The sequence below is a fragment of the Mycolicibacterium sp. lyk4-40-TYG-92 genome (assembly GCF_030209435.1).
In the GTDB taxonomy this organism is placed as follows: Bacteria; Actinomycetota; Actinomycetes; order Mycobacteriales; family Mycobacteriaceae; genus Mycobacterium.
The window spans coordinates 1-24,968 of record NZ_JARVRX010000003.1 but is presented as its reverse complement, the minus strand read 5'-3'; the positions used below and the strand labels follow the sequence as shown (position 1 = coordinate 24,968).

At 66.5% G+C, this 24,968-nt stretch carries 24 protein-coding genes and 1 pseudogene; 9 read left to right on the top strand and 16 right to left on the bottom strand.

Features of this window, described 5'->3' with window-relative positions; genetic code table 11:
• Window positions 1–3: 3 nt before the first annotated feature.
• On the bottom strand, window positions 4–534 hold the full coding sequence (locus QRN63_RS06435; protein ID WP_285030045.1) for a CGNR zinc finger domain-containing protein: 531 nt from the start codon (window positions 532–534) through the stop codon (window positions 4–6).
• Between the two features lie 25 nt (window positions 535–559).
• Here QRN63_RS06435 and QRN63_RS06430 point away from each other — a divergent pair, with 25 nt between their 5' ends.
• The gene (locus QRN63_RS06430) at window positions 560–1,981 is read left to right on the top strand and encodes an MFS transporter (protein ID WP_285030044.1); all 1,422 of its coding nucleotides are present in this window, start codon (window positions 560–562) and stop codon (window positions 1,979–1,981) included.
• Window positions 1,982–1,990: 9 nt separating this feature from the next.
• Here QRN63_RS06430 and QRN63_RS06425 read toward each other — a convergent pair whose 3' ends face one another.
• From QRN63_RS06425 to QRN63_RS06405, 5 genes are all read right to left on the bottom strand, one after another.
• Window positions 1,991–2,152, bottom strand: a complete 162-nt coding sequence (locus QRN63_RS06425; protein WP_204158310.1) for a hypothetical protein — start codon at window positions 2,150–2,152, stop codon at window positions 1,991–1,993.
• A gap of 137 nt (window positions 2,153–2,289) precedes the next feature.
• Window positions 2,290–3,042 carry a succinate dehydrogenase/fumarate reductase iron-sulfur subunit gene (locus QRN63_RS06420; protein WP_155900521.1) on the bottom strand — a complete coding sequence of 251 codons (753 nt, stop codon included), beginning with the start codon at window positions 3,040–3,042 and terminating at the stop codon, window positions 2,290–2,292.
• 2 nt (window positions 3,043–3,044) lie between these two features.
• Window positions 3,045–4,949: a fumarate reductase/succinate dehydrogenase flavoprotein subunit gene (locus tag QRN63_RS06415; protein WP_267316060.1), complete on the bottom strand. Its 1,905-nt coding sequence runs from the start codon at window positions 4,947–4,949 to the stop codon at window positions 3,045–3,047.
• Between the two features lie 62 nt (window positions 4,950–5,011).
• A complete protein-coding gene (gene sdhC / locus QRN63_RS06410; protein ID WP_267316059.1) occupies window positions 5,012–5,839 on the bottom strand; it encodes a succinate dehydrogenase subunit SdhC in 828 nt (275 codons plus the stop codon).
• Between the two features lie 97 nt (window positions 5,840–5,936).
• The gene (locus QRN63_RS06405; RefSeq protein ID WP_267316058.1) at window positions 5,937–6,224 is read right to left on the bottom strand and encodes an Rv0250c family protein; all 288 of its coding nucleotides are present in this window, start codon (window positions 6,222–6,224) and stop codon (window positions 5,937–5,939) included.
• A 145-nt stretch (window positions 6,225–6,369) separates the two neighbouring features.
• Between QRN63_RS06405 and QRN63_RS06400 the strand changes: the two genes are divergently transcribed.
• The 4 genes from QRN63_RS06400 (at window position 6,370) to nirD (ending at window position 10,582) form a co-directional block, all read left to right on the top strand.
• The gene (locus QRN63_RS06400) at window positions 6,370–7,128 is read left to right on the top strand and encodes an isocitrate lyase/PEP mutase family protein (RefSeq protein WP_285030043.1); all 759 of its coding nucleotides are present in this window, start codon (window positions 6,370–6,372) and stop codon (window positions 7,126–7,128) included.
• Complete coding sequence (locus QRN63_RS06395) at window positions 7,119–7,535, top strand: hypothetical protein (RefSeq protein WP_267316056.1); 417 nt, start codon at window positions 7,119–7,121, stop codon at window positions 7,533–7,535. Before QRN63_RS06400 ends, QRN63_RS06395 begins: the two co-directional genes overlap by 10 nt.
• A gap of 128 nt (window positions 7,536–7,663) precedes the next feature.
• Window positions 7,664–10,180, top strand: coding sequence for a nitrite reductase large subunit NirB (nirB, locus tag QRN63_RS06390; RefSeq protein WP_267316055.1), 2,517 nt, complete (start codon window positions 7,664–7,666; stop codon window positions 10,178–10,180).
• A gap of 12 nt (window positions 10,181–10,192) precedes the next feature.
• Entirely contained in the window at window positions 10,193–10,582 is a 390-nt protein-coding gene (nirD, locus tag QRN63_RS06385) for a nitrite reductase small subunit NirD (RefSeq protein WP_267316054.1), read from the top strand.
• A gap of 9 nt (window positions 10,583–10,591) precedes the next feature.
• Here nirD and QRN63_RS06380 read toward each other — a convergent pair whose 3' ends face one another.
• The 8 genes from QRN63_RS06380 to QRN63_RS06345 form a co-directional block, all read right to left on the bottom strand.
• Window positions 10,592–11,404, bottom strand: coding sequence for a hypothetical protein (locus QRN63_RS06380; protein ID WP_285030041.1), 813 nt, complete (start codon window positions 11,402–11,404; stop codon window positions 10,592–10,594).
• Window positions 11,405–11,469: 65 nt separating this feature from the next.
• The gene (locus QRN63_RS06375; RefSeq protein WP_285030039.1) at window positions 11,470–12,153 is read right to left on the bottom strand and encodes a sirohydrochlorin chelatase; all 684 of its coding nucleotides are present in this window, start codon (window positions 12,151–12,153) and stop codon (window positions 11,470–11,472) included.
• Window positions 12,150–13,298, bottom strand: coding sequence for a uroporphyrinogen-III synthase (locus QRN63_RS06370; RefSeq protein WP_267316051.1), 1,149 nt, complete (start codon window positions 13,296–13,298; stop codon window positions 12,150–12,152). Before QRN63_RS06370 ends, QRN63_RS06375 begins: the two co-directional genes overlap by 4 nt.
• A 137-nt stretch (window positions 13,299–13,435) precedes the next feature.
• Entirely contained in the window at window positions 13,436–14,002 is a 567-nt protein-coding gene (locus QRN63_RS06365; RefSeq protein WP_267316050.1) for a GNAT family N-acetyltransferase, read from the bottom strand.
• A 49-nt stretch (window positions 14,003–14,051) separates the two neighbouring features.
• Entirely contained in the window at window positions 14,052–14,945 is an 894-nt protein-coding gene (locus QRN63_RS06360) for a 5-oxoprolinase/urea amidolyase family protein (protein WP_267316049.1), read from the bottom strand.
• A 10-nt stretch (window positions 14,946–14,955) separates the two neighbouring features.
• A complete protein-coding gene (locus QRN63_RS06355; RefSeq protein WP_285030037.1) occupies window positions 14,956–15,618 on the bottom strand; it encodes a 5-oxoprolinase subunit B family protein in 663 nt (220 codons plus the stop codon).
• Between the two features lie 74 nt (window positions 15,619–15,692).
• The gene (locus QRN63_RS06350) at window positions 15,693–16,388 is read right to left on the bottom strand and encodes a queuosine precursor transporter (protein WP_285030036.1); all 696 of its coding nucleotides are present in this window, start codon (window positions 16,386–16,388) and stop codon (window positions 15,693–15,695) included.
• A gap of 28 nt (window positions 16,389–16,416) precedes the next feature.
• Window positions 16,417–17,406, bottom strand: coding sequence for an ABC transporter substrate-binding protein (locus QRN63_RS06345; protein ID WP_285030035.1), 990 nt, complete (start codon window positions 17,404–17,406; stop codon window positions 16,417–16,419).
• A gap of 468 nt (window positions 17,407–17,874) precedes the next feature.
• Between QRN63_RS06345 and QRN63_RS06340 the strand changes: the two genes are divergently transcribed.
• The gene (locus QRN63_RS06340) at window positions 17,875–18,546 is read left to right on the top strand and encodes a hypothetical protein (RefSeq protein ID WP_267316045.1); all 672 of its coding nucleotides are present in this window, start codon (window positions 17,875–17,877) and stop codon (window positions 18,544–18,546) included.
• Window positions 18,547–18,709: 163 nt separating this feature from the next.
• Entirely contained in the window at window positions 18,710–19,126 is a 417-nt protein-coding gene (locus tag QRN63_RS06335) for a DUF732 domain-containing protein (protein WP_061001472.1), read from the top strand.
• A gap of 13 nt (window positions 19,127–19,139) precedes the next feature.
• On the opposite strand, the gene QRN63_RS06330 is transcribed toward QRN63_RS06335, so the two are convergent.
• Entirely contained in the window at window positions 19,140–20,201 is a 1,062-nt protein-coding gene (locus QRN63_RS06330) for a patatin-like phospholipase family protein (RefSeq protein WP_285030032.1), read from the bottom strand.
• A 277-nt stretch (window positions 20,202–20,478) separates the two neighbouring features.
• On the opposite strand from QRN63_RS06330, the pseudogene QRN63_RS06325 reads away from it, so the two are divergent.
• Window positions 20,479–21,264 (top strand): annotated as a pseudogene (locus QRN63_RS06325) (L,D-transpeptidase); the annotation flags it as partial.
• A 161-nt stretch (window positions 21,265–21,425) separates the two neighbouring features.
• Window positions 21,426–21,647 carry a hypothetical protein gene (locus QRN63_RS06320; RefSeq protein ID WP_267316043.1) on the top strand — a complete coding sequence of 74 codons (222 nt, stop codon included), beginning with the start codon at window positions 21,426–21,428 and terminating at the stop codon, window positions 21,645–21,647.
• A gap of 377 nt (window positions 21,648–22,024) precedes the next feature.
• Here QRN63_RS06320 and QRN63_RS06315 read toward each other — a convergent pair whose 3' ends face one another.
• Window positions 22,025–24,919, bottom strand: a complete 2,895-nt coding sequence (locus QRN63_RS06315) for an MMPL/RND family transporter (protein WP_267316042.1) — start codon at window positions 24,917–24,919, stop codon at window positions 22,025–22,027.
• Window positions 24,920–24,968: the final 49 nt, after the last annotated feature.

Sequence of the window (24,968 nt, the reverse complement as noted above, 5' to 3'; positions counted from 1 at the left end):
GGCTCAGTCGCTGCGCCGGCCCGACGCGGCGCGGTGCCGCCGAACAGCGTCGCGATTCGCGCAGGAGTGGCTGCAATATTTCTGCGTGCCGGGGCGAGTGAAGTCGACGAAGGCGTTCGCGCAGTCGGCCCGTGCACACCTGCGTATCCGGTGCAGGCCCCGATCGGTGAGGTAGTGGGCGGCGGCCGCGCTGGTGGCGCCGGACAACGTGGCGGCGAATCCGGCGTCCGCGGCGCGGTAGTGCAGATGCCAGCCGCTGCCGTCGTGATTGGTGATCGACGGGCTGGTCGTATAGCGAGCGAGGAGTCGGTTGAGAACGCTCACCCGGTCCTCATCGGTGGCCGCGTCAACCAGTGTTTCCCACTGCTGCAGGAACTCTCGCACATGGCGTAGATCAGCGGCGGTCGCGTCATGCTGGGTCGGCATGTCGCGGGTGATCCACCGGTCCTGGAGTTCGGCTGCCGTGGTCACCGGCTGATTGAGGAGTTCGGTCACGTTCTGCAGCAACGGCTCGGTGTAAGGGTTTACACGCACAAGAGCATTACATCAACGTGGCACCGTGCCGTCAAAGACCTTTCCATCGAAATCCCGGCAGCACGCCTTGCCGGTGCGCCGGCACACCGACTGGCGTGCGCTGCTGGCGTGTTGTGCCGCAACGTTTCTCCTGCTGGTCTACACCACCGTGGTGACGGTCAGTGTGTCCGCCATCGCCGACGAACTCGGCGCCGGCTTCACGGCCTCGCAGTGGATCGTCGATGTCTACACGCTGGTTCTCGCCGCACTCGTCCTGGCCATGGGGACTCTGGGCGACCGCGTCGGGCACCGGCGGCTGTTCTTGACCGGCCTCGTCGCGTTCGGCGGTGCGTCACTGGCATGTGCTCTGGTGGGCTCCGGAGGTCTGCTCATCTCGGCCCGTGCTGCCCAAGGAGTCGGTGGCGCAGCGATATTCGCGACGGCGGTGCCGTTATTGGCGCAGTGCTACACCGGGCGCGCCCGCGGGATCGCCTTCGCCGTGTGGGGCGCGGTCGCCGGCGCCGGCAGCGCGGTTGGAACCCTCGCCGGCGGCGCCGTCACGGAATTCCTCAGTTGGCGCTGGTTGTTCGTTGCCGCAGTGCCCGTATGTGGTTTTGCAGTGGTTCTCGGGGCCGTCGCGCTACCGCGGGAGCACCACCGGAGTGGTCGGGTGGATCTCGTTGGCACTGCACTGGTCACGACGGCGATGACGGCTGTCACGTACGCCATGATCAACGCTGGGGAACATGGGTGGGCATCGACCGGCACTGTCGTAGGCGCCGCGACAGGCGTGTCGGCAGCGTGGGCGTTCGTCCTTGTCCAGCGCTGCGTGCGCGATCCGGTGCTTCCGGCCGGGCTGTTCGTCACCCGAGGCTTCACCGGAGCGCTCCTCGCGGCGTTCGCCTACTATTTCGCCGCCTTTGCGCCCTTGCCCGTGCTTTCGCGATGGCTGCAGGGCACCGCGGGAATGGCTCCGCTACAGGCCGGCTTCATTCTCACGATCCAGCTCGCCGCGTTCATCGCGGTGTCGCTGACCTGCAGTGCCCGCCTCCACGATGCACCGCGCAGCTGGGTGCTGGGCGCAGGGACGATGCTCACCGGCCTGGCATGTCTGTCGGGTTGGGCGGTGGTGGTGCGCCCACAGTGGACGACGCTGATCGCTGCGCTAGTGGTGACGGGCATCGGCGCCGGGGCCATCTCACCGGTGTTGCCTGCTGTTGCGGCGACATCGGTCCCACCGACTCGCGCTGGATCGGCGGCCGCAGCGGCGAATGCGGCTCGACAGCTCGGCCTTACCATCGGTGTCGCGCTGTGTGGTGCTGTCGCTCAGGCCGGCGGCACGGGCGCCGACACCACAACATCCGGCCTTGCAGCGGCGCTCATCGTCGCGGGACTCGTCGCAATCTGTGGTGGGGCAGTCAGCTTCGTGCTGCTCCACGCAGACCGAGCGGTTTCAGACGGTGCTTGACGGCGCCGGTCAGGGCTTGGCGGCCAGTTCCTGCCGATACTTCGCGACCCGCGCCTCGAGCTCGGCGGCGTCGTCAGGCCGCCCCTCCTTACGGGCCAGTTCGGCGCGCAGGGAAAGCTCGCGGATGGCGGTCCGAATGTCGTTGACGCTGTGCGTTTCTGATTGGCCCATCTGGCTGCCTTTCGTCACGGATTGGCTGCCCTTCCGAGCCTACGCCGAAACATCGCCGTCCCCGCCGGATCGGCAGGCGAAGACGTCCGCCCCTCCCTCCGGCTTCGCCCGTCGCTTCCGGCTCTTCGCGCAAGCGCTCATCGCCGGAAGAGCTTGTTGCCCAGCCAGACGATCGGGTCGTACTTGCGGTCGGCAACGCGCTCCTTCATCGGGATCAATGCGTTGTCGGTGATCTTGATGTGCTCGGGGCAGACCTCGGTGCAGCACTTGGTGATGTTGCAGTAGCCCAGGCCGAACTCGTCCTGCGCCATGTCCTTGCGGTCCAGCGTGTCGAGCGGGTGCATGTCCAGCTCGGCCACCCGCATCAGGAACCGTGGCCCGGCGAACGCCTGCTTGTTCTCCTCGTGGTCACGCACCACGTGGCAGGTGTTCTGGCACAGGAAGCACTCGATGCACTTGCGGAACTCCTGCGACCGCTCGACATCTTCCTGCTGCATCCGGTACTCGCCGGGCTTGAGGTCCTTCGGCGGCGCGAAAGACGGGATCTGGCGCGCCTTTTCGTAATTGAACGACACGTCGGTCACCAGATCGCGAATGATCGGGAACGCGCGCAGCGGGGTGATGGTGACGGTCTCGGCCGGATCGAACGTCGACATCCGCGTCATGCACATCAGCCGGGGACGGCCGTTGACCTCCGCCGAACACGAGCCGCACTTGCCGGCCTTGCAGTTCCACCGCACCGCCAGGTCCGGGGCCTGCGTGGCCTGGATGCGGTGGATGATGTCGAGCACCACCTCACCGTCGTTGACCTCGACCTTGAAGTCGTCGAGACCGCCGCCGGTGTCGTCGCCGCGCCAGACCCGCAGATTGGCTTGGTAGCTGTTGCTCATGGCTAGCTCCGTTCCGGATGGGCGGCCAGTTCGGCGTCGGTGTAGTACTTCTCCAGCTCCGACAGCTCGAAACAGGCGAGCAGTTCGGCGGGCATGGGCACCTGCTGTTCCGGCGTGACGGTCACGTCGGGGACGATCGGGTCGCCCCCGCCCGCACTGCACACCAGCAGAATGTTGCGCCAGTCGGCGCTCATCTCCGGGTAGTCGTCGCGGGTGTGGCCGCCACGGCTCTCGGTGCGGGCCAGGGCGGCCTTGGCGACACATTCGCTGACCAGCAGCATGTTGCGCATGTCAACGGCCAGGTGCCAGCCGGGGTTGAACTGCCGGTGGCCCTCGACGGTGATGTTGTGCATCCGGCGCTTCAGATCGTCGAGCTTGAGCAGCGCCTGCTCGATCTCTTCCTTGGTGCGGATGATGCCGACCAGGTCGTTCATCGCCTGCTGCAGCTCGGTGTGCAGGGTGTACGGGTTCTCCGCGCCGACGTGCTCATCGAACGGCGCCAGCGCTTCGCGGGCCGCCGTGGTCAGTGCGTCATCCGAGACGACCGGCCGCGCCGGCAACCCCTTCACGTACTGCGCCGCGCCGAGGCCGGCCCGTCGGCCGAACACCAGGAGGTCACTCAGTGAGTTGCCGCCGAGCCGGTTGGAGCCGTGCATACCGCCGGAGCACTCGCCGGCGGCGAACAGGCCGGGCGTGCGCGCCGCGCCGGTGTCGGGGTCGACCTCGATGCCACCCATGACGTAGTGGCAGGTCGGGCCGACTTCCATCTCGTCCTTGGTGATGTCGACCTCGGCCAGTTCCATGAACTGGTGGTACATCGACGGCAGGCGCTTCTTGATCTCCTCGGTGGGGATGCGTGAGGCGATGTCGAGGTACACGCCGCCGTGCGGCGTGCCGCGGCCGGCCTTGACCTCGGAGTTGATGGCGCGCGCCACCTCGTCGCGGGGCAGCAGATCAGGGGTGCGTCGTGCGGAGTCGTTGTCCTTGAGCCACTGGTCGGCTTCTTCCTCGGTCTCGGCGTACTGGCCTTTGAACACCGAAGGGATGTAGTCGAACATGAAGCGCTTGCCCTCGGAGTTCTTGAGCACTCCGCCGTCGCCGCGCACACCCTCGGTGACCAGGATGCCCTTCACCGATGGCGGCCAGACCATGCCCGTCGGGTGGAACTGGATGAACTCCATGTTGATCAGCGTCGCGCCGGCCCGCAGCGCCAGGGCGTGGCCGTCGCCGGTGTACTCCCAGGAGTTCGACGACACCTTGAACGACTTGCCGATGCCGCCGGTGGCCAGCACCACCGCGGGCGCCTCGAACAGCACGAACCGGCCCGACTCGCGCCAGTAACCGAATGCGCCGGCGATGCGGTCGCCGTCCTTGACCAGCTCGGTGATGGTGCACTCGTGGAACACCTTGATCCGGGCCTCGTAGTCACCGGTCTCTTTGAAGTCCTCCTGCTGCAGCGAGACGATCTTCTGCTGCATGGTGCGGATGATCTCGAGGCCGGTGCGGTCACCGACGTGCGCGAGGCGCGGATAGGTGTGGCCGCCGAAGTTGCGCTGGCTGATCCGGCCGTCCTTGGTGCGGTCGAACAGCGCGCCGTAGGTCTCCAGCTCCCACACGCGGTCCGGTGCTTCGCGGGCGTGCAGCTCGGCCATGCGCCAGTTGTTCAGGAACTTGCCGCCACGCATGGTGTCGCCGAAGTGGATCTGCCAGCTGTCCTTGGAATTGGCATTGCGCATCGACGCCGCGCAGCCACCCTCGGCCATGACGGTGTGGGCCTTGCCGAACAGCGACTTACACACCACCGCCACGCGCAGGCCCTGCTCGCGGGCCTCGATGACCGCACGCAACCCCGCCCCGCCGGCTCCGATTACGACGACGTCGTATTCGTGCCGTTCGAGTTCAGCCATGAAATAACTCCAAATTGTCGTGAATAGCGTTGGAAATCAGAACGTTTCGGTGACCACGAAGCTCATCCGACAAACCTGAGGTCGTTGAACCAACCGGCGGACACGGCCATGACGTAGAAGTCCGTGAACATCAGGGTGCCGAGGGTGATCCACGCGTACAGCTTGTGGCGGGTGTTGAGCTTGCTGACCTGGGTCCAGATCCAGTAGCGCACAGGGTGTTTCGAGAAGTGCTTGAGCCGGCCGCCGGTGACGTGCCGGCAGGAGTGGCAGGACACCGTGTAGACCCACAGCATGATGACGTTGCCCAGCAGGATGAGGTTGCCGAGCCCGAAACCGAAACCGCTGGGCGAATGGAACGCGACGATGGCGTCGTAGGTGTTGATCACCGAGATGATGACCGCGATGTAGAAGAAGTACCGGTGGGTGTTCTGGATGATCAGCGGCAACCGCGTCTCACCGGTGTACTTGGCGTGCGGTTCGGCGACGGCGCAGGCCGTCGGGGACTGCCACACCGTGCGGTAGTAGGCGCCGCGGTAGTAGTAGCAGGTCAGCCGGAACAGCAGTAGGAACGGCAGGGAAAGCGCCGCGAAGGGAATCAGCGACAGTGGTCCGTCGGCGGGCAGGAGCTGGGGCCAGAACTCGCTGGCGGCACCACACTTGACGCTCAGACACGGTGAGTAGAACGGCGTCAGGTAGTGGTAGTCCGCGACGTAGAAATGGTCCCGCTGGAAGGCGCGCACCGTCGCGTAGATGATGAATGCGGCGAAACCCAGGTCGATGAGAATCGGGGATTTGAGCCAGTTATCGGTCCGCAGGGTGCGCTGCGGTATCTGCGCACGCGTGGGGGAGAAGACGCCGGTCCCGGGACGGTTGGCGGCGGGTGCGCTCACGAAGACAGCCTCGATTTCGGTTGGGGGCAGGGTCTACCTATGAAGTTGTGGGAACGGGTCCGGTGCTGGGCACGACGGACCGCCGTGCCCATGCCGGTCAGCCGCCGACGCCACCGTCGTGGTCGTTCCAGAAATCGCTGGAGTAGTCGTGGTCGGGGATCACGATCTTCTCCTTGGCCGGGCCTTGCTGCTTGATGCCGCGGCTGAATTCCAGTTCTTCGATGTCGATGTCCAGCCGTTCGATGTCGACAGCCAGGCGCTCGGCGTCATTCGCGATGCGGCGGGTGGCGGGGGAGTCCCCGTATTTGGCGGCCAGCGAGCTGACGGACCGACGCAAACTGCCGATCAACTCGTGCAGTTCGGTGAGCTCAGTAGTGGTGGACATCGGGCGACCTCCTTGGGCTGAAGGGTGTCATAAATCACAGTACGACACCGGATGCTAGTCAGATCCGGAGATGAAAGTGAGACAGGTCACGTTTGTCGGGACGGTGTCGGCATGTCGCCGCAGGGCCTGTCGGTACGGTGTGACCATGTCCGACGCGGTCCTGGCGCAGCGCGCCGAAGCACTCTTGGCCCTGCACCAGCCGGGAAATCCGGTCGTCCTCCCGACCGTGTGGGACGCCTGGTCGGCGACACTGGCGGTATCGGCCGGGTTCACCGCGCTGACGGTCGGTAGCCACCCCGTCGCCGACTCGGTGGGCAAGCCCGACGGCGAAGGCATGTCGTTCGACGATCTGACGACGCGCGTCGCCCAGATCACCGCGGCAGTCGACGTGCCGGTGTCGGTCGACATCGAATCCGGCTACGGCGAGGCCCCGAGCCGCCTCATCTCCGGTCTGCTGGCCGCGGGCGCGGTGGGGCTGAACATCGAGGACACCGTGCACAAGGAGGGTGGACGCATCCGCGAGGCCCAGGAGCACGCCGACCTGATCGGTGAATTGCGCAGGGCGGCAGACGCTTCCGGCGTCCACGTCGTGATCAACGCCCGCACTGACCTGTTCCTGCGTCAGATCGGCGATGAGGCCGACCGGTACGAGCGTGCCGCGGCGCGGTTGAAGCTGTGCGCCGAGGCCGGGGCCGACTCCCTGTATCCGGTCGGTCGCCACGATGATGACACCTATCGCCGGCTGGCCGCCGACCTGCCGTTGCCCATCAACGCCATCGCGATCCCGGAGTCCGACGATCCCGCGTCCTTCGGTCCCCTGGGCGTCGGCCGGATCAGCTTCGGGCCGTTCCTGCAGCGGGCCCTGGGCACGGCGGCCGCGGATATTCTGGCGCGGTGGCAGTGAGCGACTCCGAGCACGAGCGGGACGCCGACGAAAATTACGGGTTGTGGTGGGCCGCCGGCGCTGCTGCCGCGGTGCTGCTGATCGTCCTGATCTACCAGGTGATTCAGACCTCCGAGGAGTCCGAGCAGCCGTCCGGTCCGGTCGGTGATTCCACGGTATTGACGACGTATCCGACCACCACCAAACGGACGACGACGCGGACCACCACGACGACAACCACCACGACGACGACAACGACGACGACGACGGAAAGCACGTCGGAAACGTCGACGACGGACGAGACGTCGACGACCACCAGCACTTACACGCCGTCGAGCACCTCCGGTTACGGGACGACCACCACCACGACGACGATCTACAACCCGTACACGACGGCAACCCCCGCCCCGCCTGCCGGCGTCGGATAACTCTCCGCAGGCCCTGTGACCGGGCGCACGCACTTCACCGGCGATTGCCGAGGCCTGTGAGAAGAGCGTGACGGTCGATTCACACGCGGCAACACAATCCGCAATATCGCCTCCCTACCTTTTGGGGCATGGACGCGAAGAACCTTGTGGTCGTAGGCCACGGAATGGTCGGCCACCGCCTCGTCGAGGCGCTGCGCTCGCGGGATGCCGCGGGCCAATGGCGCATCACAGTGCTGTCCGAAGAAGCAGACGCCGCGTATGACCGGGTGGGGCTGACGGGGTACACCGAGCACTGGGACCGGTCGAAGCTGGCGTTGCCGGGCAACGGATATGACGGCGACGGGCTGGTCGACCTCGTGCTGGCCGACAAGGTCGGCGGTATCGACCGCGCCGCGAAGACCGTGGTGACCGAGTCGGGTCGCGGCATCGCGTACGACAAGCTGGTGTTGGCCACCGGCTCTTACGCTTTCGTGCCGCCGGTGCCCGGGCATCAGCTCGACGGCTGCTTCGTCTACCGCACCCTGGACGACCTCGACGGCATCCGCGCCGCCATGCAGCGCTCGGCCGAACACGGCAACAACACCGGTGTCGTCATCGGTGGTGGTCTGCTCGGTCTGGAAGCGGCGAATGCGTTGCGCCAGTACGGCATGCAGGCCCACATCGTCGAGCGGGCGCCCCGTCCGATGAATCAGCAGCTCGACGACGCCGGCGGTGCGCTGCTGGCCCGCATGATCGGCAAACTCGGCATCTCGGTGCACCTGGACGTCGGCACCGACGCCATCGAGCCGCTGGACGAGGGCGTGCGCGTGCTGCTCAGCGACGGCACCCTGATCGACGCCGGCCTGGTCATCTTCGCCGCCGGTGTGCGTCCCCGGGACGAGCTGGCTCGCGAGGCGGGTCTGGACATGGCCGAGCGTGGTGGCGTCCTGACCGACTTGTCGTGTGTGACAAGCGACCCCGACATCTACGCCATCGGTGAGGTCGCCGCGGTCGAGGGCCGCTGCTACGGCCTGGTCGGGCCCGGCTACACCACCGCCGAGGTGGTGGCCGACCGGCTGCTCGGTGGTGCCGCGGAGTTCCCCGAGGCCGACATGTCGACCAAGCTGAAGCTGCTCGGCGTCGACGTCGCGAGTTTCGGTGACGCCCAGGGTGTTACGCCCGACTGCCTGCAGGTCGTGGTCAACGACCCGGTGAAGCAGACCTACGCCAAGCTGGTGCTGTCCGACGATGCCAAGACCCTCTTGGGTGGCATCCTGGTCGGCGACGCGTCGGCATACGGCGTACTGCGCCCGATGGTCGGCGAGGCGCTGCCGGGTGACCCGCTGGCACTCATCGCCCCGGCCGGATCCGGTGACGGCGCAGGCGCTCTCGGTGTGGGCGCCCTGCCGGACGCCGCGCAGATCTGCTCCTGCAACAACGTCACCAAGGGCGACCTGTGCGGCGCGATCGAGGGCGGCTGCTCCGACGTCGCCGGCCTGAAGGCCTGCACCAAGGCCGGGACTTCCTGCGGCTCCTGCGTTCCGCTGCTCAAGCAGCTGCTGGAAGCCCAGGGCGTCGAGCAGTCCAAGGCCCTGTGCGAGCACTTCCCGCAGTCGCGCGCCGAGATGTTCGAGATCATCTCGGCCACCTCGATCCGCACGTTCTCCGGTCTGATCGCCCAGTTCGGATCCGGAAAGGGTTGCGACATCTGCAAACCCGCCATCGCCTCGATCCTGGCGTCGACCAGCAGCGGTCACATCCTCGACGGCGAGCAGGCCGCGCTGCAGGACTCCAACGACCACTTCCTGGCCAACATCCAGAAGAACGGCAGCTACTCGGTGGTGCCGCGCGTTCCGGGCGGTGACATCACCCCGGAGCAGTTGATCCTGATCGGCGAGATCGCCAGGGACTTCGGGCTTTACACCAAGATCACGGGTGGCCAGCGGATCGACATGTTCGGTGCGCGGGTGGACCAGCTGCCGGAAATCTGGCGGCGTCTGGTCGACGGCGGCATGGAGTCCGGGCAGGCGTACGGCAAGTCGCTGCGCACCGTCAAGAGCTGCGTCGGCAGCGACTGGTGCCGCTACGGACAACAGGATTCGGTGCAGATGGCCATCGATCTGGAGCTGCGCTACCGCGGACTGCGGTCGCCGCACAAGATCAAGATGGGCGTCTCCGGCTGCGCCCGGGAATGCGCCGAGGCCCGCGGCAAGGACGTCGGCGTCATCGCCACGGAGAACGGCTGGAACCTGTACGTCGGCGGCAACGGCGGTATGACGCCCGCGCACGCGCAGCTGCTCGCCGGCGATCTCGACGACGAGACCCTGGTCCGCTACATCGACCGGTTCCTGATGTTCTACATCCGCACCGCGGACCGGCTGCAGCGCACGGCCCCGTGGGTCGACCAGATGGGCCTCGACCACGTCCGCGACGTCGTGTGCAACGACTCTCTCGGTCTGGCAAGCGAATTCGAAGCCGCCATGGAACGGCACGTCGACGGCTACTCCTGCGAGTGGAAGGGCGTGCTGGAAGACCGCGCGAAGTTGACGCAGTTCGTCTCGTTCGTCAACGCGCCCGATGTCGCCGACCCGACCATCGCGTTCACCGAGCGCAACGGCCGCAAGGTGCCGATCGGCATGCCCACCGTCCCGCCCGCCAAGAGCTGATCAGGAGACACGATGACGCTCAATGACCTGTCCGAAGTTGCGCAGTACCAGGACCGTTCGGAATGGACCGCGGTCTGCCCGTACCACCGGCTGGTGCCCGGACGCGGGGCCGGCGTGCTGCTGCCCGACGGCACGCAGGCGGCACTGTTCCGCCTGCACGACGGATCGCTGTACGCCGTCGGCAACATCGACCCGTTCTCCGGCGCGGCAGTCATGTCCCGTGGCCTCGTCGGCGACCGTGCCGGCCGGGTCTGCGTGCAGAGCCCCATCAAGAAACAGGCCTTCGCCCTGGATGACGGTGTCTGCCTTGATGATCCCTCGGTGCGCCTGCCCGTCTACCCGATCCGGGTGTGGGCCGGGCTGGTCGAGATCGGACCGCTCGGAGTCGACGCAGCGGCTTAGCCGGGGCAGTCAGCGCGTGCAGGAGTTGTCCTCGATGGTCTGCAATACCCAGTACGCCGTGAACTCGATGATCAGGGCGATCTCCGCGATCAGCACTGCGTGGTTGAAGCCGTCGAGGGTCAGGTGCAGCACCACGGCGGTCACCAAGGTGCCGGCCATCAGCAGTGAGATCGCCTGGTACGCGCCACGGTAACGACTTCCGCACGCCGGCGCGGTGCCGAAGGCCGAGCTGAACACCGTCAGCACGATGGCCCCGAACATGACGGCCGCGGCAATGCCGTGGGCATTGATCCGGAACCACTCCGGTGCCACGATCAGCACCACGACGCCGGTCCCGAGCACCGCGCGCTGCAGCCACCGCGCGGCGGCACCCAGCATGGTGCTTGCCCGGTAGGGCCGGAACAACAACCACGACGCGACGCGTGAACCGGCGAGCACCACCGCGACCGTCCAGGCGTTGAACAGCACGGCCGATCCGGTCTGCACCGCCACGGGATCAGCTGTGCCGCACTGCAGTACGGGCCGCGTGGTGGGGACGACGGCGATCACGAAGGCCAGCACGCCGGCCAGGTTGAGCAGGGTGTTCTCCGTGTCGCTGGCACCCTGGTAAACGATGAGCATGGCGCCGATGGCGAACAGTGCGCCGATGAACACGGCATGCGCGGTGGTGAAGTAGTAGGCGCTGATCGAGGTCTGCCAGCACGTGGCGTGCGCGCGCTCGACGGCCAGCGCCGCGCCCAGCAGAACGGCCATGACCACCATGCCGCCACGGAGAAACCGGTAGGTGTCCAGCGCTACGTCATTGCCCGTCCGCTTGGCCATGTCTCCAGTATGGGCCGCGATATCCCCCACAACTGGGCGGTACCCCTTGAGTTTCGGCCGAAAACCTAGGCGGCCAGCGACAACCGGGCCGTCCGGAACCGGTGTGCCACCAGTTTGGCGACGCCCGGATGCCGGCCCAGCGGGTCGGTCACCACGTCGGCCCCGCACGTGTACAGCCGGTCCTGAAAGAGTCCGTCGGCCAACAGATACGACGCCACGGCAATCCGCCCGGCGCCGCGCTTGCGCAGCCGGGCGACGACGTCACCGACCCAGTGCGTGCCGCTGATCGCGAACGCCAGCTCGACGCGGCTGCCGAGCGTCGCCGAGAGCATGGCGCACGTCCGGCGCAGGTCGCCGGCGGCGCGCGGGTCCGAGGTCCCCGCAGCAGCCAGCACCACGGAATCCGATGGACGCCAGCCTGATTCGATCAGCCGGTCCGCCAGTACCCGGACCATTGCGGTTGACGGTCCGAGCGCCGGCGTCACCGTGACGTCCCGGCGGCGGCTCTCGGCGATGCCGGCGGGGATGTCGTTGTGGACGTGGTACCCCGACGACAAGAAGGCCGGTACGACGACAGCCGGGCCGGGCGGCAGCGTCGACAGCACCTCGGCCGGTGTGGGTCCGAGGACGTCGACGAACGCGGTGTGCACCTGGCGGTCCAGCAGTCCGCTGACCTGCTCGGCAAGATCACCGATCATCGCGACACCCGACCCCTTGCGGGTGCCGTGCGCGACCAGGACGGGGTTCACCGCGCACCTGCCGTGTAGTCGTCGACCGCCAGCCGGTAGCCGCGCTTCACCACGGTCGCGACGATCTCCTTGTCTCCCAAGGTCGTTCGCAGACGCAGGACCGCGGTCTCGACGGCATGGGTGTCCGAACCGCTGCCCGGCAATGCGGCCAGAAGTTCCTGCCGTGACACCACCGCACCGGGCCGCAGCGCCAGTGCCCGCACGATCGACATCCCGGCCGGTGAAAGATCCTTGACCACACCGTCGACGACGACGCAGGTACCGCGGATCTCGAGATCGTGGCCGGCGGCCCGCAGCTTTCGGGCCTGCAGCACGGGCAGCTCGTCGGCGATGTGGCGAGCCAGCGCACCCAGGCGCATGCGCTCGGGAGCGGAGGTCGGCACACCCAGCCGGGCCAGCGGCCGCGCTGTCACGGGACCGACGCACATGGCGTGCACCTGACTCCGAAACGCTTCCAGCACTTGATCATTGATGCCGAGTTCGGTCGCGCGCAGCAGGGTCGCCGCCACCGCGGGCGCCGAGGTGAAGCTGACGGCGTCGAGCCGGCGCTCGGCGATATCGTTGACCAGCGAGTCGAAGGCGCCGCCGGACGGTGCCGGCTGCCACCGGTACACCCTGATCGGGACGACGTCGGCGCCGGCGCGGCGCAGCTCGTCGAGAAACTCGGGAAACGGGTCCCACTCATCGGTGGCGCCATGCAGCTGCACGGCGATCCGCATGCCGGATATGCCACCCTGCAACAGATAGCCCAGCACCTCGCGGGACGACTCGGAATCGGGTGACCACTCCTCGGGGAGGCCGGCCGCCCGCAGCGCGCCGGTGGCCTTCGGTCCGCGGGAGACGATCCGGGCGCGACTGAGTGCCTCGGTCAGTTCGCCCGACACGCCCCAGTCGTCGGCGGCGGACATCCAGCCGCGGAATCCGATGCCGGTCGTGGCGATCAGGACGTCGGGCGGCACTTCGAGCAGCGCCCGGGTGTTGGTGCGGAGCTCGTCGTCGTCGGGAAGCGGCACCATCGAGATGGCGGGGGCGGCGATCACCGTCGCGCCGCGGCGGCGCAGCAGGGTGCACAGCTCATCGGCACGTCGTGCGGAGGTCACCGCCACCCGAAATCCGGTGAGCGGGGCCCGTTCGGGATCACTCATGCGCCCAGTGAACGGACACCGTGTTTCCGGCTCGTTACCCAGTCATTGCTCAAGGGTGTCGCCAACGCAGAAAGGGTGACGTTTACGTCACATGTGGCGCTGAACTGGGGATTTGCGCGCAAAAACCTCACAAGGGCTCACCAGACGTCGCCCTCGCGCCAGTCGCAGGTGATGTCGGCGGTGGTATCGACCTCGACCGAGACCGGCAGCACGAACAGCGAATGATCGTCTTCGGGCGTGCGATTGACACCGGCCGGCGCCAGCACCGACGTCGTCCCCCGCCACGGCTTCCAGCCGCGCGCGGTATAGATCGGCCGCCCCGCATCCGACGAGCTGAGCGCCCCGATCTCGTAGGCGCCGCGGATCACCTGTTCGACGGCGTCCAGGACCGCGGTGGCCAGCCCCTGGCCCCGCCAGTCCTCGCGGACCGCAACGGCTTCGACGTAGCCGCACCGCAGTGCGGTGTTGCGGTACATGAGCCGGCGCTGCACCACGGCGCCGTGCGCGATGATCGCGCCGTGTCGGCAGATCAACGCATGCATGCCGCCCAGTGAGTGCTCCCAGTCGGCATCGGAGAAATCGCCGTCGTAGGCCTCGATGACCATCTGCCGTGCCCCCTCGCGGGTCTCGGCATCGAGATCAGCGGTGTGGACCAGTCGCGCCGTGTGAACGTTGTGGACGCGGGAGAGATCCGTGGGGTGCACCCCCTCGTTCTACCAGGATTGCGCAGCCTGCGCTGGTGCCTACGCGGGTTCAGGCGCCAAACGGCTGACGCGGCTTGGACCAGTGCATCCGCACGTGCTGTCCGGGCCGGATCTGACCCACCTTGTCGATGTCGTCGTCGGCGACGACACCGATCACCGGGTAGCCGCCGGTGACCGGGTGGTCGGGGCCGAGAATCACCGGTAAACCGTTGGGCGGCACCTGAATTGCACCCCGTGTCGTCCCCTCGCTGGGCAGCTGACGGTCGGGCCAGCGGTGCTTCAGCGGCCGGCCGTTGAGCCGCATCCCGACGCGGTCGCTGCGATCGGTGACAACCCACTCGGTGTGCACCAGGGCATCGGCGTCGACGAACCAGTCGTCGCGTGGACCGGGCACCACCAGCAGCTCGAGCAGGTCGTCGGCGATGGCCGCCACGGGCGCCTGATCCAGCTCGGGGAACTCGGCGGTGTGCTCGCCGATGGCGAGCACGTCACCGGGCTGCAGCGGCCGCGGGCCGATGGCTGACATGACGTCGTAGCTACGGGAGCCGAGCACCGGATCCACGACGACGCCGCCGCGCACCGCGACATAACTGCGCAAGCCGGTGTGCGGTGCCCCCAGCGAGATCACGTCGCCGTCGTGGGCGTAGTGGATGCTGTTGTTCCCGAACAGTTTTCCGTTGGCCGAGGGATCGGCGTCGGCGCCGGTGACAGCCACCGCCACGCCTTCTCTCCCGCCACCGTGGACCCGCGCGGAAAAGCCACCGAACGTCACCTCGATGGTGGCGCGATCGTTGGGGTTGGCCACCAGCCGGTTGGCCAGCGCATGCGAGCGGCGGTCGGCAGCGCCCGAGCGACTCACGCCCATGTGGGCCAGGCCGGGCCGGCCCAGATCCTCGACGAGCGCGAGCGGGCCGGTCTTCAGGATTTCGAGTGTTGCGGTCATGGTCGCGCTCCTAACCGATTGCCCGGAATTGCACGTGCATACCCGGAACCAGCAACGCCGGCTGCTCCCGCTCGAGGTCCCACAACGTGGCGTCGGTACGGCCGATCAACTGCCAGCCGCCGGGCGTCTCGCGTGGGTAGACACCGCCGAACTCACCGGCGAGGGCCACCGAGCCCGCCGGCACGCGCGTGCGCGGCTCACTACGGCGCGGGACCTGCAGTCGCTCGTCGCCACCGACCAGATAGGCGAAGCCGGGCGTGAAGCCGCCGAACGCAACGCGCCACAGCGACCCGGTGTGGGCGGCGATCACCTCGTCCGGGGTCAGTCCGGTCAGCTTGGCGACTTCGTCGAGGTCCATGCCGTCGTACACGACGTCGATGGTCACGTCGGGCTGCTGTGGGGCGCCGACCTCGGCGTTGTCGACCTCCGCGAGGCGGAGCTTGGACAGCCGTTGCTCGGTCGGGATGCGATATCGCGGTGCGGCGAGCTTGACCAGGATGGTCCGCGATGCCGGGACGATGTCGAGGATGCCGGGCAGATTCGCGGCTCTCAGCGTGTCGGTCCAGGCCAGGACCTCGGCAGTGCTGTTCAATTCCAGCAGCAGGGCCTGGTCGCCGTAGTTACGGACGGTGCCGAGCATCGTCGTGCCAACTTTGTCCACTGTGACGGTCATCACTCCAACCTACCCGCGGGTAGCCGGTAATTAACGCGTCCTTACGCACTCGCCAGAGGAGCCTTAACAAGCGCTCAGACAGCAAATTCGTAGGTCGGTTCATGGCGCTTGATGTAGCTGATCACCCGGTAGGTCACCGGCAGGAAGATGATCTCGACGGCCGTCTTGTACAGCCAGCCCTGGCCGGTGTAGATGGCGAAGTCGTGGAACGTGCTGATGCCGATGGCGTTGGCGGCGATGGCGCAGAACACCAGGGTGTCACCGAGTTGGCCGGCGAACGTCGAGCCCACCAGTCGCGCCCACAGGTGCTTCTCCTTGGTGCGCTCCTTGATGGCCACCACCACCCACGCATTGATCGTCTGTCCGACGATGAATCCGGCCAGCCCGGCGATGATCAGCTGCGTGTAGGAGTGCACGACGTTCTCGAAGTGCGCCTGGTTCGGGTAGAAGTCGGCGGCCGGCAGATAGATCGTCGCCCAGAAGGTCAGGGCAGCAAGGATGTTCATGGCGAAGCCGAGATAGATCGCCCGCCGCGCGGCCTTGAAGCCGTACACCTCCGACAGCACGTCGCCGATGATGTAGGTGAGCGGGAAGACGATGAAGCCGCCGTCGGTGATGATCGGGCCGAATGCCACGCCCTTGGTGGCGGTGACGTTGGAAATGATCACCAGGGCCGTGAACACCGCGATCAGGATCGGATAGTAGGCCGACCCGACCTGCGCGAAGCGGGCGTGCTGGTCGGGGCGCTCGGCGACGGTCACGTCGAACATCTTGGCAGGCAGAGCGGCGAGTGCAACCTCAGGCCAGGGCCGCGGTCAGCAGGGGTGGCAGCTGATCGGCCACGGCGGGGTAGGACAGCACCGAGGCGAACGTGATGGCCGCGGACAGATCCTTGTTGGGGAACACGATCCGGTTGGTTTTCGCCTGGCTCAGTTGCGCGACCGTCGGGTCGGCCAGGACCGCGGGCCGCTGTTCGTCGGCATCGAGCGTCCAGATCAGCACGTCCGCGTCGCGGAACGCCGTGGCAATCTGGTCGCGCGGCACGAACGCGTGTTGCCCCTTGGTGAACGAGTCCAGCCCGCCCGGGAGGGCGATGCCCATCTCGGTGAGGAAGTCGGTGCGCCAGCCGGCCGGTGTGATCTCGACCCCGTCGGCAGTCGGAAGGCCGTTGACGAGCAACATCTTTCGGCCATTGAGCTTTGGGTGGGCCTGGCCTGCGCCGGTGAACTTCGCGTCGACGCCGTCGATGAGTCGCTTCATGTCGTCAGCCTTGAAGACGGCCTGCCCGATGACGGTGGCCTGCTCTTTCCAAGGCTCGAAGAAGGCGTCCTGGCCGGACTGGGCGATTGTCGGGGCGATCGCCGACAGCTTCTTGTAGGTGTCGGCATCCAGCCCGGCGTTGGTGGCGATGATGAGGTCGGGCTTCAGCGCGGAGATCTTCTCCACCTGGATGCCGTCGTTGAGGTTCAGGACGGCCGGCTGGGCCGGGCCGAGCGCGGGCTGGGCCCACGGCCACACCGCGAATGGCTGGTTTCCGAACCACTCGGTCACGGCGATCGGGACGACGCCGACGGCCAGCAGCTCGTCCTGCCCGGTGAGGCCTGCGCACACCACGCTCTTCGGCGGTGCCGGAATGCGCGTGGATCCGAATGCGTGATTGATCGTGACCGACCCGTCGCCGGCGACGGTGCCCGAGGCCGGCGGCTTGGAGCACGCGGCGACCATCGCGGCGCCTGCCGCACCGGCGGCCAGTGCCAGGAAACTGCGGCGCGAGCGGATCGGGTGCACGTCGTGAGTCTCGCATCTGCCCGCGGGAATGGCGCTGCCAACACGCAAACGCGCGCCGGGCCGGTCGTGGTTATCGGGCCGCGGTGCCGTTTGCGTACGCCCGTCTGCCGGAGTTTGCCGACAACGTAAATATCGGCGCTGGGCCGATGGCGGATGCGCTTATCATACCGTAGGTATGTACTTTGCCGTGCGATTAGCTGGCTGCCAGAGGGTCGTTGCTCGGACGACATCGGCGAGCTGGACAGTTATGCGGGTTGGCGCGTCAAAAATGGCAGGTGATCATAGAAATGTAACCGGCGTTTCTTGTGGGGCGCATGGTCCGGACGTTGCCTATGGGTCGGTCCGAGTGGTTAGCGAGAACTGCTGGATGTCAGTCGTTTGACGTATCGTCGGGCCGCCTGTGACCGTGCTCTAATGAGGATGGACGCCGCTCTTGGGCGGACAAGAGGGATTTGCTGGGAGGCTGCTATGACGATGGATTCGAGTGGGCTGCGCATCCCGCGCCGGCATGGTCGGACCGAGGTACGTCAGGGGCTCGGTTCGAAGCGGCCGGAGCGCGTCGTCACCCGGCATCTCCCCGAATTGCTCGTCGGTATGCGGTGGTTGTTCGACACGGCCCAACCGGACGGCGCGATGGTGAGCGCGGGCGGTCAGATCGTGCGATCGGGCCGGCGGACGTTGCGGTTCCGGCCGGTGGACTGGCAGTGCCACGCGGTGATCGAAATCGTCGGCCCGGCGGCCGCCGGCGACCCGTCCCCGCGAGCCGAGTTGGAGGCTTACGTCCAGGCCCTCGACGACATGGGCGAAGACGTGGTGGCCAGCTGGATCGGGCGCCGCGGCCAGGTGCGCAGCATCGCGTTGGCGCGTCCCGTGCATCCGACGCTTCGTGCCGCGGTCGATCGTTATGTGGCCGGTTGCGCCGAGCACCCTGGTCAGCAGTGCGGGTGCGGCCGCCGGGCGCGCGACTGCAGTGTGTCGCTGCGCGCCGTCGAGCGGGCAGTGGGCCGCCATCAAGTTGAGTTCGATGCACTGGCCGGCCCGTGGCCCGATGCGCTGGACCCGTCGGGAGAATTGGGTGTTGTTGCCGCCGGAATAGTGCCGCAGGTCGCCGAGTCGAAAGTGGTCCCAAGCGCGGTCTGACCGTTTCGGCGGTATTACGGCCATAGGTCGTTAAAGCTTCATTTCCCGTTCGGTTATCGCTATGCCCGAACAATCTTTATTATTCCGTTACGGACACTGCGGGGGCGGTGCCGGACATTAATTGACGGAAGCGTCTTATAGGCGGTCGGGAGGTGTCGTTGCGATGACTGCGCGTGTGATCACCGGTCAGTTGTTGGCGGCTCTGGCGGTGGCTGTTCTAGGCATTTCTGCCCCCGCATCGGCTGATGTCGGAACGGGCCAGATGGCGGCCTGCGCCGAACGGGGCAATCCGCTCGACTGCGTGCCGACGAATGCCGCTGCCAATGCCGCGGAGCTCGCCTATCTCACCGAGCTGCACGGCCGGATGCAGAGCAGCGATGCCGATCTGCTCAAAACCGGGCGTCTGACCTGCAATATGTTCGTGTACGCGGGTCAGCCGACGGGGGATGCCGTGAACGACATCTCCAAGTCCCTGAAGGTGAACAAGGCGTCCGCGACTTTCGTGATGGACATGGCGATGGTGCACTTGTGCCCGGGCCTGAACATCGGCGCCGACGGAGTGCCGCGCCCGCGCTACTGACATTGCGGTGAATTCACGCTGAACCCGCGTGAAATCGGTGTAGGTAAGTGGGCCAGTCCCAGGTATTCAGGAATTCGTTTGCGGCGGAGTAGCCGTTGTCGTATAGCCGCTTCCGGTCGGCCTGGGAAATGTCGAAATCGAGGTATCCGATGCCGGCCGCGTCGACCACTATCGTCCGGGCCGCGACCGACGGCTGTCGGAGATAAGTCTGGTCATGACCGAGCAATGCGGTGTTGATGAGGTTCTCCAAAAGGTGCGGGGCACCGGGCAGGTCGATCACCGGTGCCAGACCAGGGCCCGGGTCACCGTCACCCTGAGCGGGTCGCTGGGCCGTCACGGTGATGCCGAAGCTGGGCCAGCGCGGGGTCTTGCCGTCGGTGCGATCCAGCGAATACATCGGGAAGTTCGACAGCAGGCCGCCATCGATCAGCGTAGACGTCGTGCCTGAAGCGCTCGTGATCGTCACCGGCCGGAAGAAGAACGGGATGGCCATGGATGCGCTGACCGCGTCCGCTACTGACTGCTCGTCGGGATCGAGGCCGTACATCCGGCGGTAGTCCCATGGCAGCCGGACCAGCGTGCCGAGGGTGATGTCGGCGACCGTGACGACCAGGCGGTAGCGCTGCTCCTGCGGTAGCTCGTGGTCGTCGAGCGCGAGATCGCCGAAGGTCCGCACGCCCAGATTGCGCAGCTCGCCGTCGACCCAGTCGTGAATGGCGTCGCCGCGGTACATCCCCTGGCCGCGGAAGGCGGTCCAGTACTTGCCCAGCACCGGGATTCGGCTGGTGCCAACAGGATCCAGGAACGTGCGGTAGGGCAGGGTCATCGCCAGCTCCCGGAACTGGTCACCGCTGAGTAGACATCCGGCCGGCTGATGACGGTTCGCGGCGGCGATCACGGCGCCCACCAGGGACCCGGCCGACGTCCCGGAGACCCGGCCGACGTGGTAACCCGCGTCGCCGAGCGCGACGACGGAGCCGACCAATCCGATTGCCTTGACGCCGCCTCCCGACAGCACCAGATCGGCGGTCTTGACCGGGACCGCGGGGGAGTCGGGGATGCTTTCGGCCACCATCGGTGACGATGCTAGGTGAAGTCCCGTGGTTTGCCTTGGACCGCAAAGGATTGTGACGGCGGGGCGGGCTCTGGCGGCCGTGTGGCGCGCGTTACCGACGCACTCAGCCGATTCTTAGGCGCAGACTAAGCCGCCCTCAGTACCCGTCCCTAATGTTGCTGGCACATCGAGGGATTCACCGGAGAGGGGGTGACGAATGGAGCATCGGTACTGTGACCGCATGTTGGCGGCACGCGTGTTTGTAATGGCAATGTCCACGATCCTTCTCGTCCCCACCGCGGTGGCATCCGCAGACGACGACGCGCCCCCGCCGGGGCCGCCGCCGGTCTCGTTCACGATGACGTCCGGGGCGCCCATTCGGGAAGGTGCGACCTACGGCATCGGCACCGTGATCGTCGCGCACTTCGCCGCTCCGGTCGACGAGGCCGCGGCCGCACGGGACCTCGTGGTGACCGCGAACCCGCCGGTGACCGGGTCCTGGCACTGGGTCAACAACACCACCGCGCACTGGCGTCCGCCGCAGTACTGGGCACCGGGCACCGTGGTGTCGGTGGCCGGCGGACCGACGTTCACCATCGGCGCCTCCCACGTGTCGATCGCCGACGACGCGACCAAGAAGGTCAGTGTGTACGACGGCGGCGCGCTGGTGAAGACCATGCCGACCTCGATGGGGCGCGGGGGTACCGAAACCGTCAATGGCAAGACGCTGAGTTTCTGGACGCAACCCGGGGTCTACACCGTGCTCGATAAGAGCAATCCGGTTGTCATGGACTCGTCGACGTACGGCCTGCCGATCAACAACCACCTCGGGTACAAGGAGACCATCCCGTACGCCGTGCGCGTCAGTACGGATGGGGTGTACCTGCATCAGCTCGACGCGACGGTGTGGGCCCAGGGCAACACCAACACCAGTCACGGCTGCCTGAACCTGAATCACGACAACGCGCAGTGGTTCTACAACTTCTCCGTGCCGGGCGACGTGGTCGAGGTGCGGAACACCGGCGGCAAGCCCCTGCAGCTGTGGCAGAACGGCGACTGGAGTGTGCCGTGGGACCAATGGTGATAACGATGCGATCAAAGTTGAATCTCGGTCGCGTCGATGTGACGCACACCACAATGCATTAGGTACACTGGTCAGTGTCACGGCAAAAGGCCTAGTCACGACCGGTACTTAGCCGATAAAATTAGATAGCTGGAAACATCAGTTTGAGGTCAGGAGTGGTCGTGGGAGCAGTAGCGCATTTGCCGAACCAGTTCGAGTCGGCACAGCCGGCGGCGGGCGCATCGTTGATGGACTTGCTGTCGACGTGTTCGGGCATCATCGAGTCGACCTTCGCCGACCGTATCCGCGAGCTCGGGGGCACGGAAGCCGAAATCCATCAGATGGCGGGTTCTGCGGCCCATGCGGTGTTCGCGTGGTCCACGGGCCGCGGCTTCGGCGCCTGATCCGGTAGACCGGTAGCGCCTGCGTGGCGCTACAGGGGCCGGCCGGCCCCGCCATTCCAACCCATACTCACGCTTGTGCCCGCCTCGGTGCGACGACCCCGTCGCGCGGAGGCGGGCATTTTGCGTCCACGGGCCGGTGTCCGGCGCGGGTCGCGCGACCGGGAAGTCCGCGCGGATGTGTGGACAGCGGAGTCCGTGAGTTCAATGGGGACGGCAATCTGACGCCGGCGATTGAACCCAGGGACTACCGGCGTCCCGAAAAGGTACTCGGCTTCTATCGGGACGCCGCCGGTGTTTCGCGAGTGGAACGCTGGTGGCGCATAACCAAAACGCCGCGCTGAGAGGCGATCTCAGCGCGGCGTTTTCGGTATGACGGGTCAGACGGTCGCGTCGGCCTTCTCAGCGGGCTGTGGCCACGGCACCGGCACCGGACGCTGACGCACGATCTGCGGCCACCAGAACCACTTGCCCATGAGGGCGGCGATCGACGGCATCATGAACGACCGGACGACCAGGGTGTCGAACAGCAGGCCCAGGCCGATTGTCGTGCCCACCTGGCCGATGATGCGCAGCTCGCTGATGATCATCGACGACATGGTGAACGCGAAGACCAGGCCGGCGTTGGTGACCACCGAGCCGGTGCTGCCCATGGCCCGGATGATGCCGGTGTTGAGGCCCGCCTGGATCTCCTCCTTGAACCGGGCGACCAGGAGCAGGTTGTAGTCCGCACCGACGGCCAGCAGGATGATCACCGACATCGGTATCACCATCCAGTGCAGGGGTAGGCCGATCAGGTACTGCCAGATGAGGATCGACATACCCAGCGACGCGCCCAGGGATATCGCCACCGTCGCCACGATCACCGCGGCCGCCACCACGGCTCGCGTGATGATCAGCATGATGACGAAAATCAGTGCGAGAGCGGAGATTCCGGCGATCATCAGGTCGTAGTCCGAACCCTCGGCCATGTCGCGGAAGGTCGCAGCGCTACCGGCCAGGTAGATCTTGGAGCCCTCCAGCGGGGTGCCCTTGATCGCCTCCTTGGCGGCCAGCTTGATCGCGTCGATGTGCGAGATGCCTTCGGGCGTAAGCGGATTGCCCTCGTGCTGCACGATGAAGCGCACCGACTTGCCGTCCGGCGAGATGAAGTTCTTCATACCCCGCTTGAAGTCGGCGCTGTCGAAGGCCTCCGGCGGCAGGTAGAACGAGTCGTCGTTCTTCGACTTGTCGAAGGCCTCACCCATGGCGCTGGAGTTCTTCTGGCCCTCGGCCTGCTGATCCAGCTGCCCCTTCTGGGTGGCGTACATCATCTGCATGTACTTCTTCATGTTCTTCATGGTCTCGATCTGCGGGGGCATGACCTGGACCATCTGCTTGGTCAGCGCGGACATCTTGTCCATGTCGGGGATGACGGTCTGGAAGTCGTCCGTCATGGTGTCGATGCCGTCGAGGGTGTCGAACACCGATCGAATGGACCAGCAGACCGGGATGTCGTAGCAGTGCGGTTCCCAGTACAGGTAGTTGCGGATCGGCCGGAAGAAGTCGTCGAAATCGGAGATGTGGTTGCGCAGATCTTCGATGTCGTACAGCATGCCGTGCATCTTCCCGACCATGCTGTCCATGACGGTCGACATCTGAACCGTGATGGCCTGCATCTTGGTCATGGTGTCGATGCTCACCTGGATGTCGTTGACCTGCTTGAGCATGTCGGCCATCATGTCCTGCTGGTACTTCTGGTTCATCACCTGCGTGGTGCTCTGCATACCCAGCTGGAACGGGATGGTCGAGTGCTCGATGGGCGTGCCCTCGGGCCGGGTGATGGCCTGCACCTGAGCGATACCGGGAACGGCCACAACGGCTTTCGCGATCTTGTTGATCACGAGGAAGTCCGCCGGGTTGCGCAGGTCGTGGTCGGTCTGGACCAGCAGGAGGTCGGGGTTCATGCGGGCCGGGGAGAAGTGTCGAGTGGCGGCCGCATAACCCTCGTTGGACGTGAGGTCCGCGGGCATGTACTGACGATCGTCGTAACTCGTCTTGTAGCCGGGGATCGCCAGCAGGCCGACCAGGGCGACCGCGATGGTGGCGACCAGGATCGGGCCCGGCCAGCGGGTGATCGCCGCGCCGATCTTGCGCCAGCCGCGCACCCGCATCGCGCGCTTGGGTTCGAGCGTCTTGCCCCACTTGGTGACCACGGTGATGAGGGCCGGGCCGAGGGACAGCGCGGCCAGCACCACGGTGACCATGCCGATGGCCAGCGGGATACCGAGCGTCTGGAAGTACGGCAGTCGGGTGAAGTGCAGGCAGTATGTCGCGCCGGCGATCGTCAGACCTGAACCGAGAATGACGTGCGCGGTGCCGTGGTACATGTCGTAGTAGGCGTCGTCTTTCGACATCCCCGCGGTGCGCGCCTCCTGATACCGGCCGATCAGGAAGATGGCGTAGTCGGTGGCCGCCGCGATGGCCAGCATCGGCAGCAGGTTGGTGGCGAACGTCGAGAGGCCGATGATCTTGTAGTAGCCGAGCACGGCGACCAGGCCGCGCGCCGCGCCCACCAGCACCATCACGATGAACAGCTCGATCAGCACCGTGACGATCGACCGGTACACCAGCAGCAGCATGATGATGATGACCGCGAACGAGACGGCCTCCATGATCTTCAGACTGCGGTCGCCGGCGACGTTCATATCGGACGCCTGCGCGGCCGCGCCGGTGACGTAGCTCTTCACGCCCGGGGGAGCGGGGATGCTCTTGAGGATCTTGTCGACGGTCTCGACGGACTCGTTGGCGAGGGATTCGCCCTGGTTACCGCGCAGGTAGACCTGCACGTAGGCGGACTTGCCGTCCGCGCTCTGGGAGCCCGACGCGGTCAGCGGGTCGCTCCAGAAGTCCTGCACATGCTCGACGTGCGCGGTGTCGGCCTGCAGCTTGGCGACGATCTGGTCGTAGTACGCGTGGGCGGCGGCGTCCAGCGGCTGCTCGCCCTCGAGCACCACCATGGCCGAGCTGTCGGAGTCGAATTCCTTGAAGTCGGAACCGACCTGCTTCATCGCGATCATCGACGGCGCGTCGTGCGGCGACATCGAGACCGAGCGCATCTTGCCGACCTCGTCGAGCCCCGGGACGATCGTGCTGAGCATGACGACGATGCCGATCCAGGCCACGATGACCGGGATCGCGAGCGTGCGGATCAGGCGCGGGATCAGCGGCCGGTGCGGCGGCTGCTCAGCTCTGGGGAAAGAGTCGGTCGGGGCGTCGAGGCTGTGGTTGCTCATGCGGATTTCACCAGGCAGAAGGTCTGGGCGTGCACGCCCGTGGAGGTGC

Excerpts from the sequence above, each read along its gene's own strand:
- QRN63_RS06420 (WP_155900521.1), bottom strand. The coding sequence starts at position 3,042 with ATGAGCAACAGCTACCAAGCCAATCTGCGGGTCTGGCGCGGCGACGAC.
- QRN63_RS06355 (WP_285030037.1), bottom strand. The coding sequence starts at position 15,618 with ATGACCGTCACAGTGGACAAAGTTGGCACGACGATGCTCGGCACCGTC.
- QRN63_RS06370 (WP_267316051.1), bottom strand. The coding sequence starts at position 13,298 with ATGAGTGATCCCGAACGGGCCCCGCTCACCGGATTTCGGGTGGCGGTG.
- QRN63_RS06380 (WP_285030041.1), bottom strand. The coding sequence starts at position 11,404 with ATGGCCAAGCGGACGGGCAATGACGTAGCGCTGGACACCTACCGGTTT.
- QRN63_RS06415 (WP_267316060.1), bottom strand. The coding sequence starts at position 4,949 with ATGGCTGAACTCGAACGGCACGAATACGACGTCGTCGTAATCGGAGCC.
- QRN63_RS06425 (WP_204158310.1), bottom strand. The coding sequence starts at position 2,152 with ATGGGCCAATCAGAAACGCACAGCGTCAACGACATTCGGACCGCCATC.
- QRN63_RS06350 (WP_285030036.1), bottom strand. The coding sequence starts at position 16,388 with ATGTTCGACGTGACCGTCGCCGAGCGCCCCGACCAGCACGCCCGCTTC.
- QRN63_RS06330 (WP_285030032.1), bottom strand. The coding sequence starts at position 20,201 with ATGGTGGCCGAAAGCATCCCCGACTCCCCCGCGGTCCCGGTCAAGACC.
- QRN63_RS06360 (WP_267316049.1), bottom strand. The coding sequence starts at position 14,945 with ATGACCGCAACACTCGAAATCCTGAAGACCGGCCCGCTCGCGCTCGTC.
- QRN63_RS06315 (WP_267316042.1), bottom strand. The coding sequence starts at position 24,919 with ATGAGCAACCACAGCCTCGACGCCCCGACCGACTCTTTCCCCAGAGCT.
- QRN63_RS06335 (WP_061001472.1), top strand. The coding sequence starts at position 18,710 with ATGACTGCGCGTGTGATCACCGGTCAGTTGTTGGCGGCTCTGGCGGTG.
- QRN63_RS06400 (WP_285030043.1), top strand. The coding sequence starts at position 6,370 with ATGTCCGACGCGGTCCTGGCGCAGCGCGCCGAAGCACTCTTGGCCCTG.
- nirD (WP_267316054.1), top strand. The coding sequence starts at position 10,193 with ATGACGCTCAATGACCTGTCCGAAGTTGCGCAGTACCAGGACCGTTCG.
- nirB (WP_267316055.1), top strand. The coding sequence starts at position 7,664 with ATGGACGCGAAGAACCTTGTGGTCGTAGGCCACGGAATGGTCGGCCAC.
- QRN63_RS06340 (WP_267316045.1), top strand. The coding sequence starts at position 17,875 with ATGACGATGGATTCGAGTGGGCTGCGCATCCCGCGCCGGCATGGTCGG.
- QRN63_RS06405 (WP_267316058.1), bottom strand. The coding sequence starts at position 6,224 with ATGTCCACCACTACTGAGCTCACCGAACTGCACGAGTTGATCGGCAGT.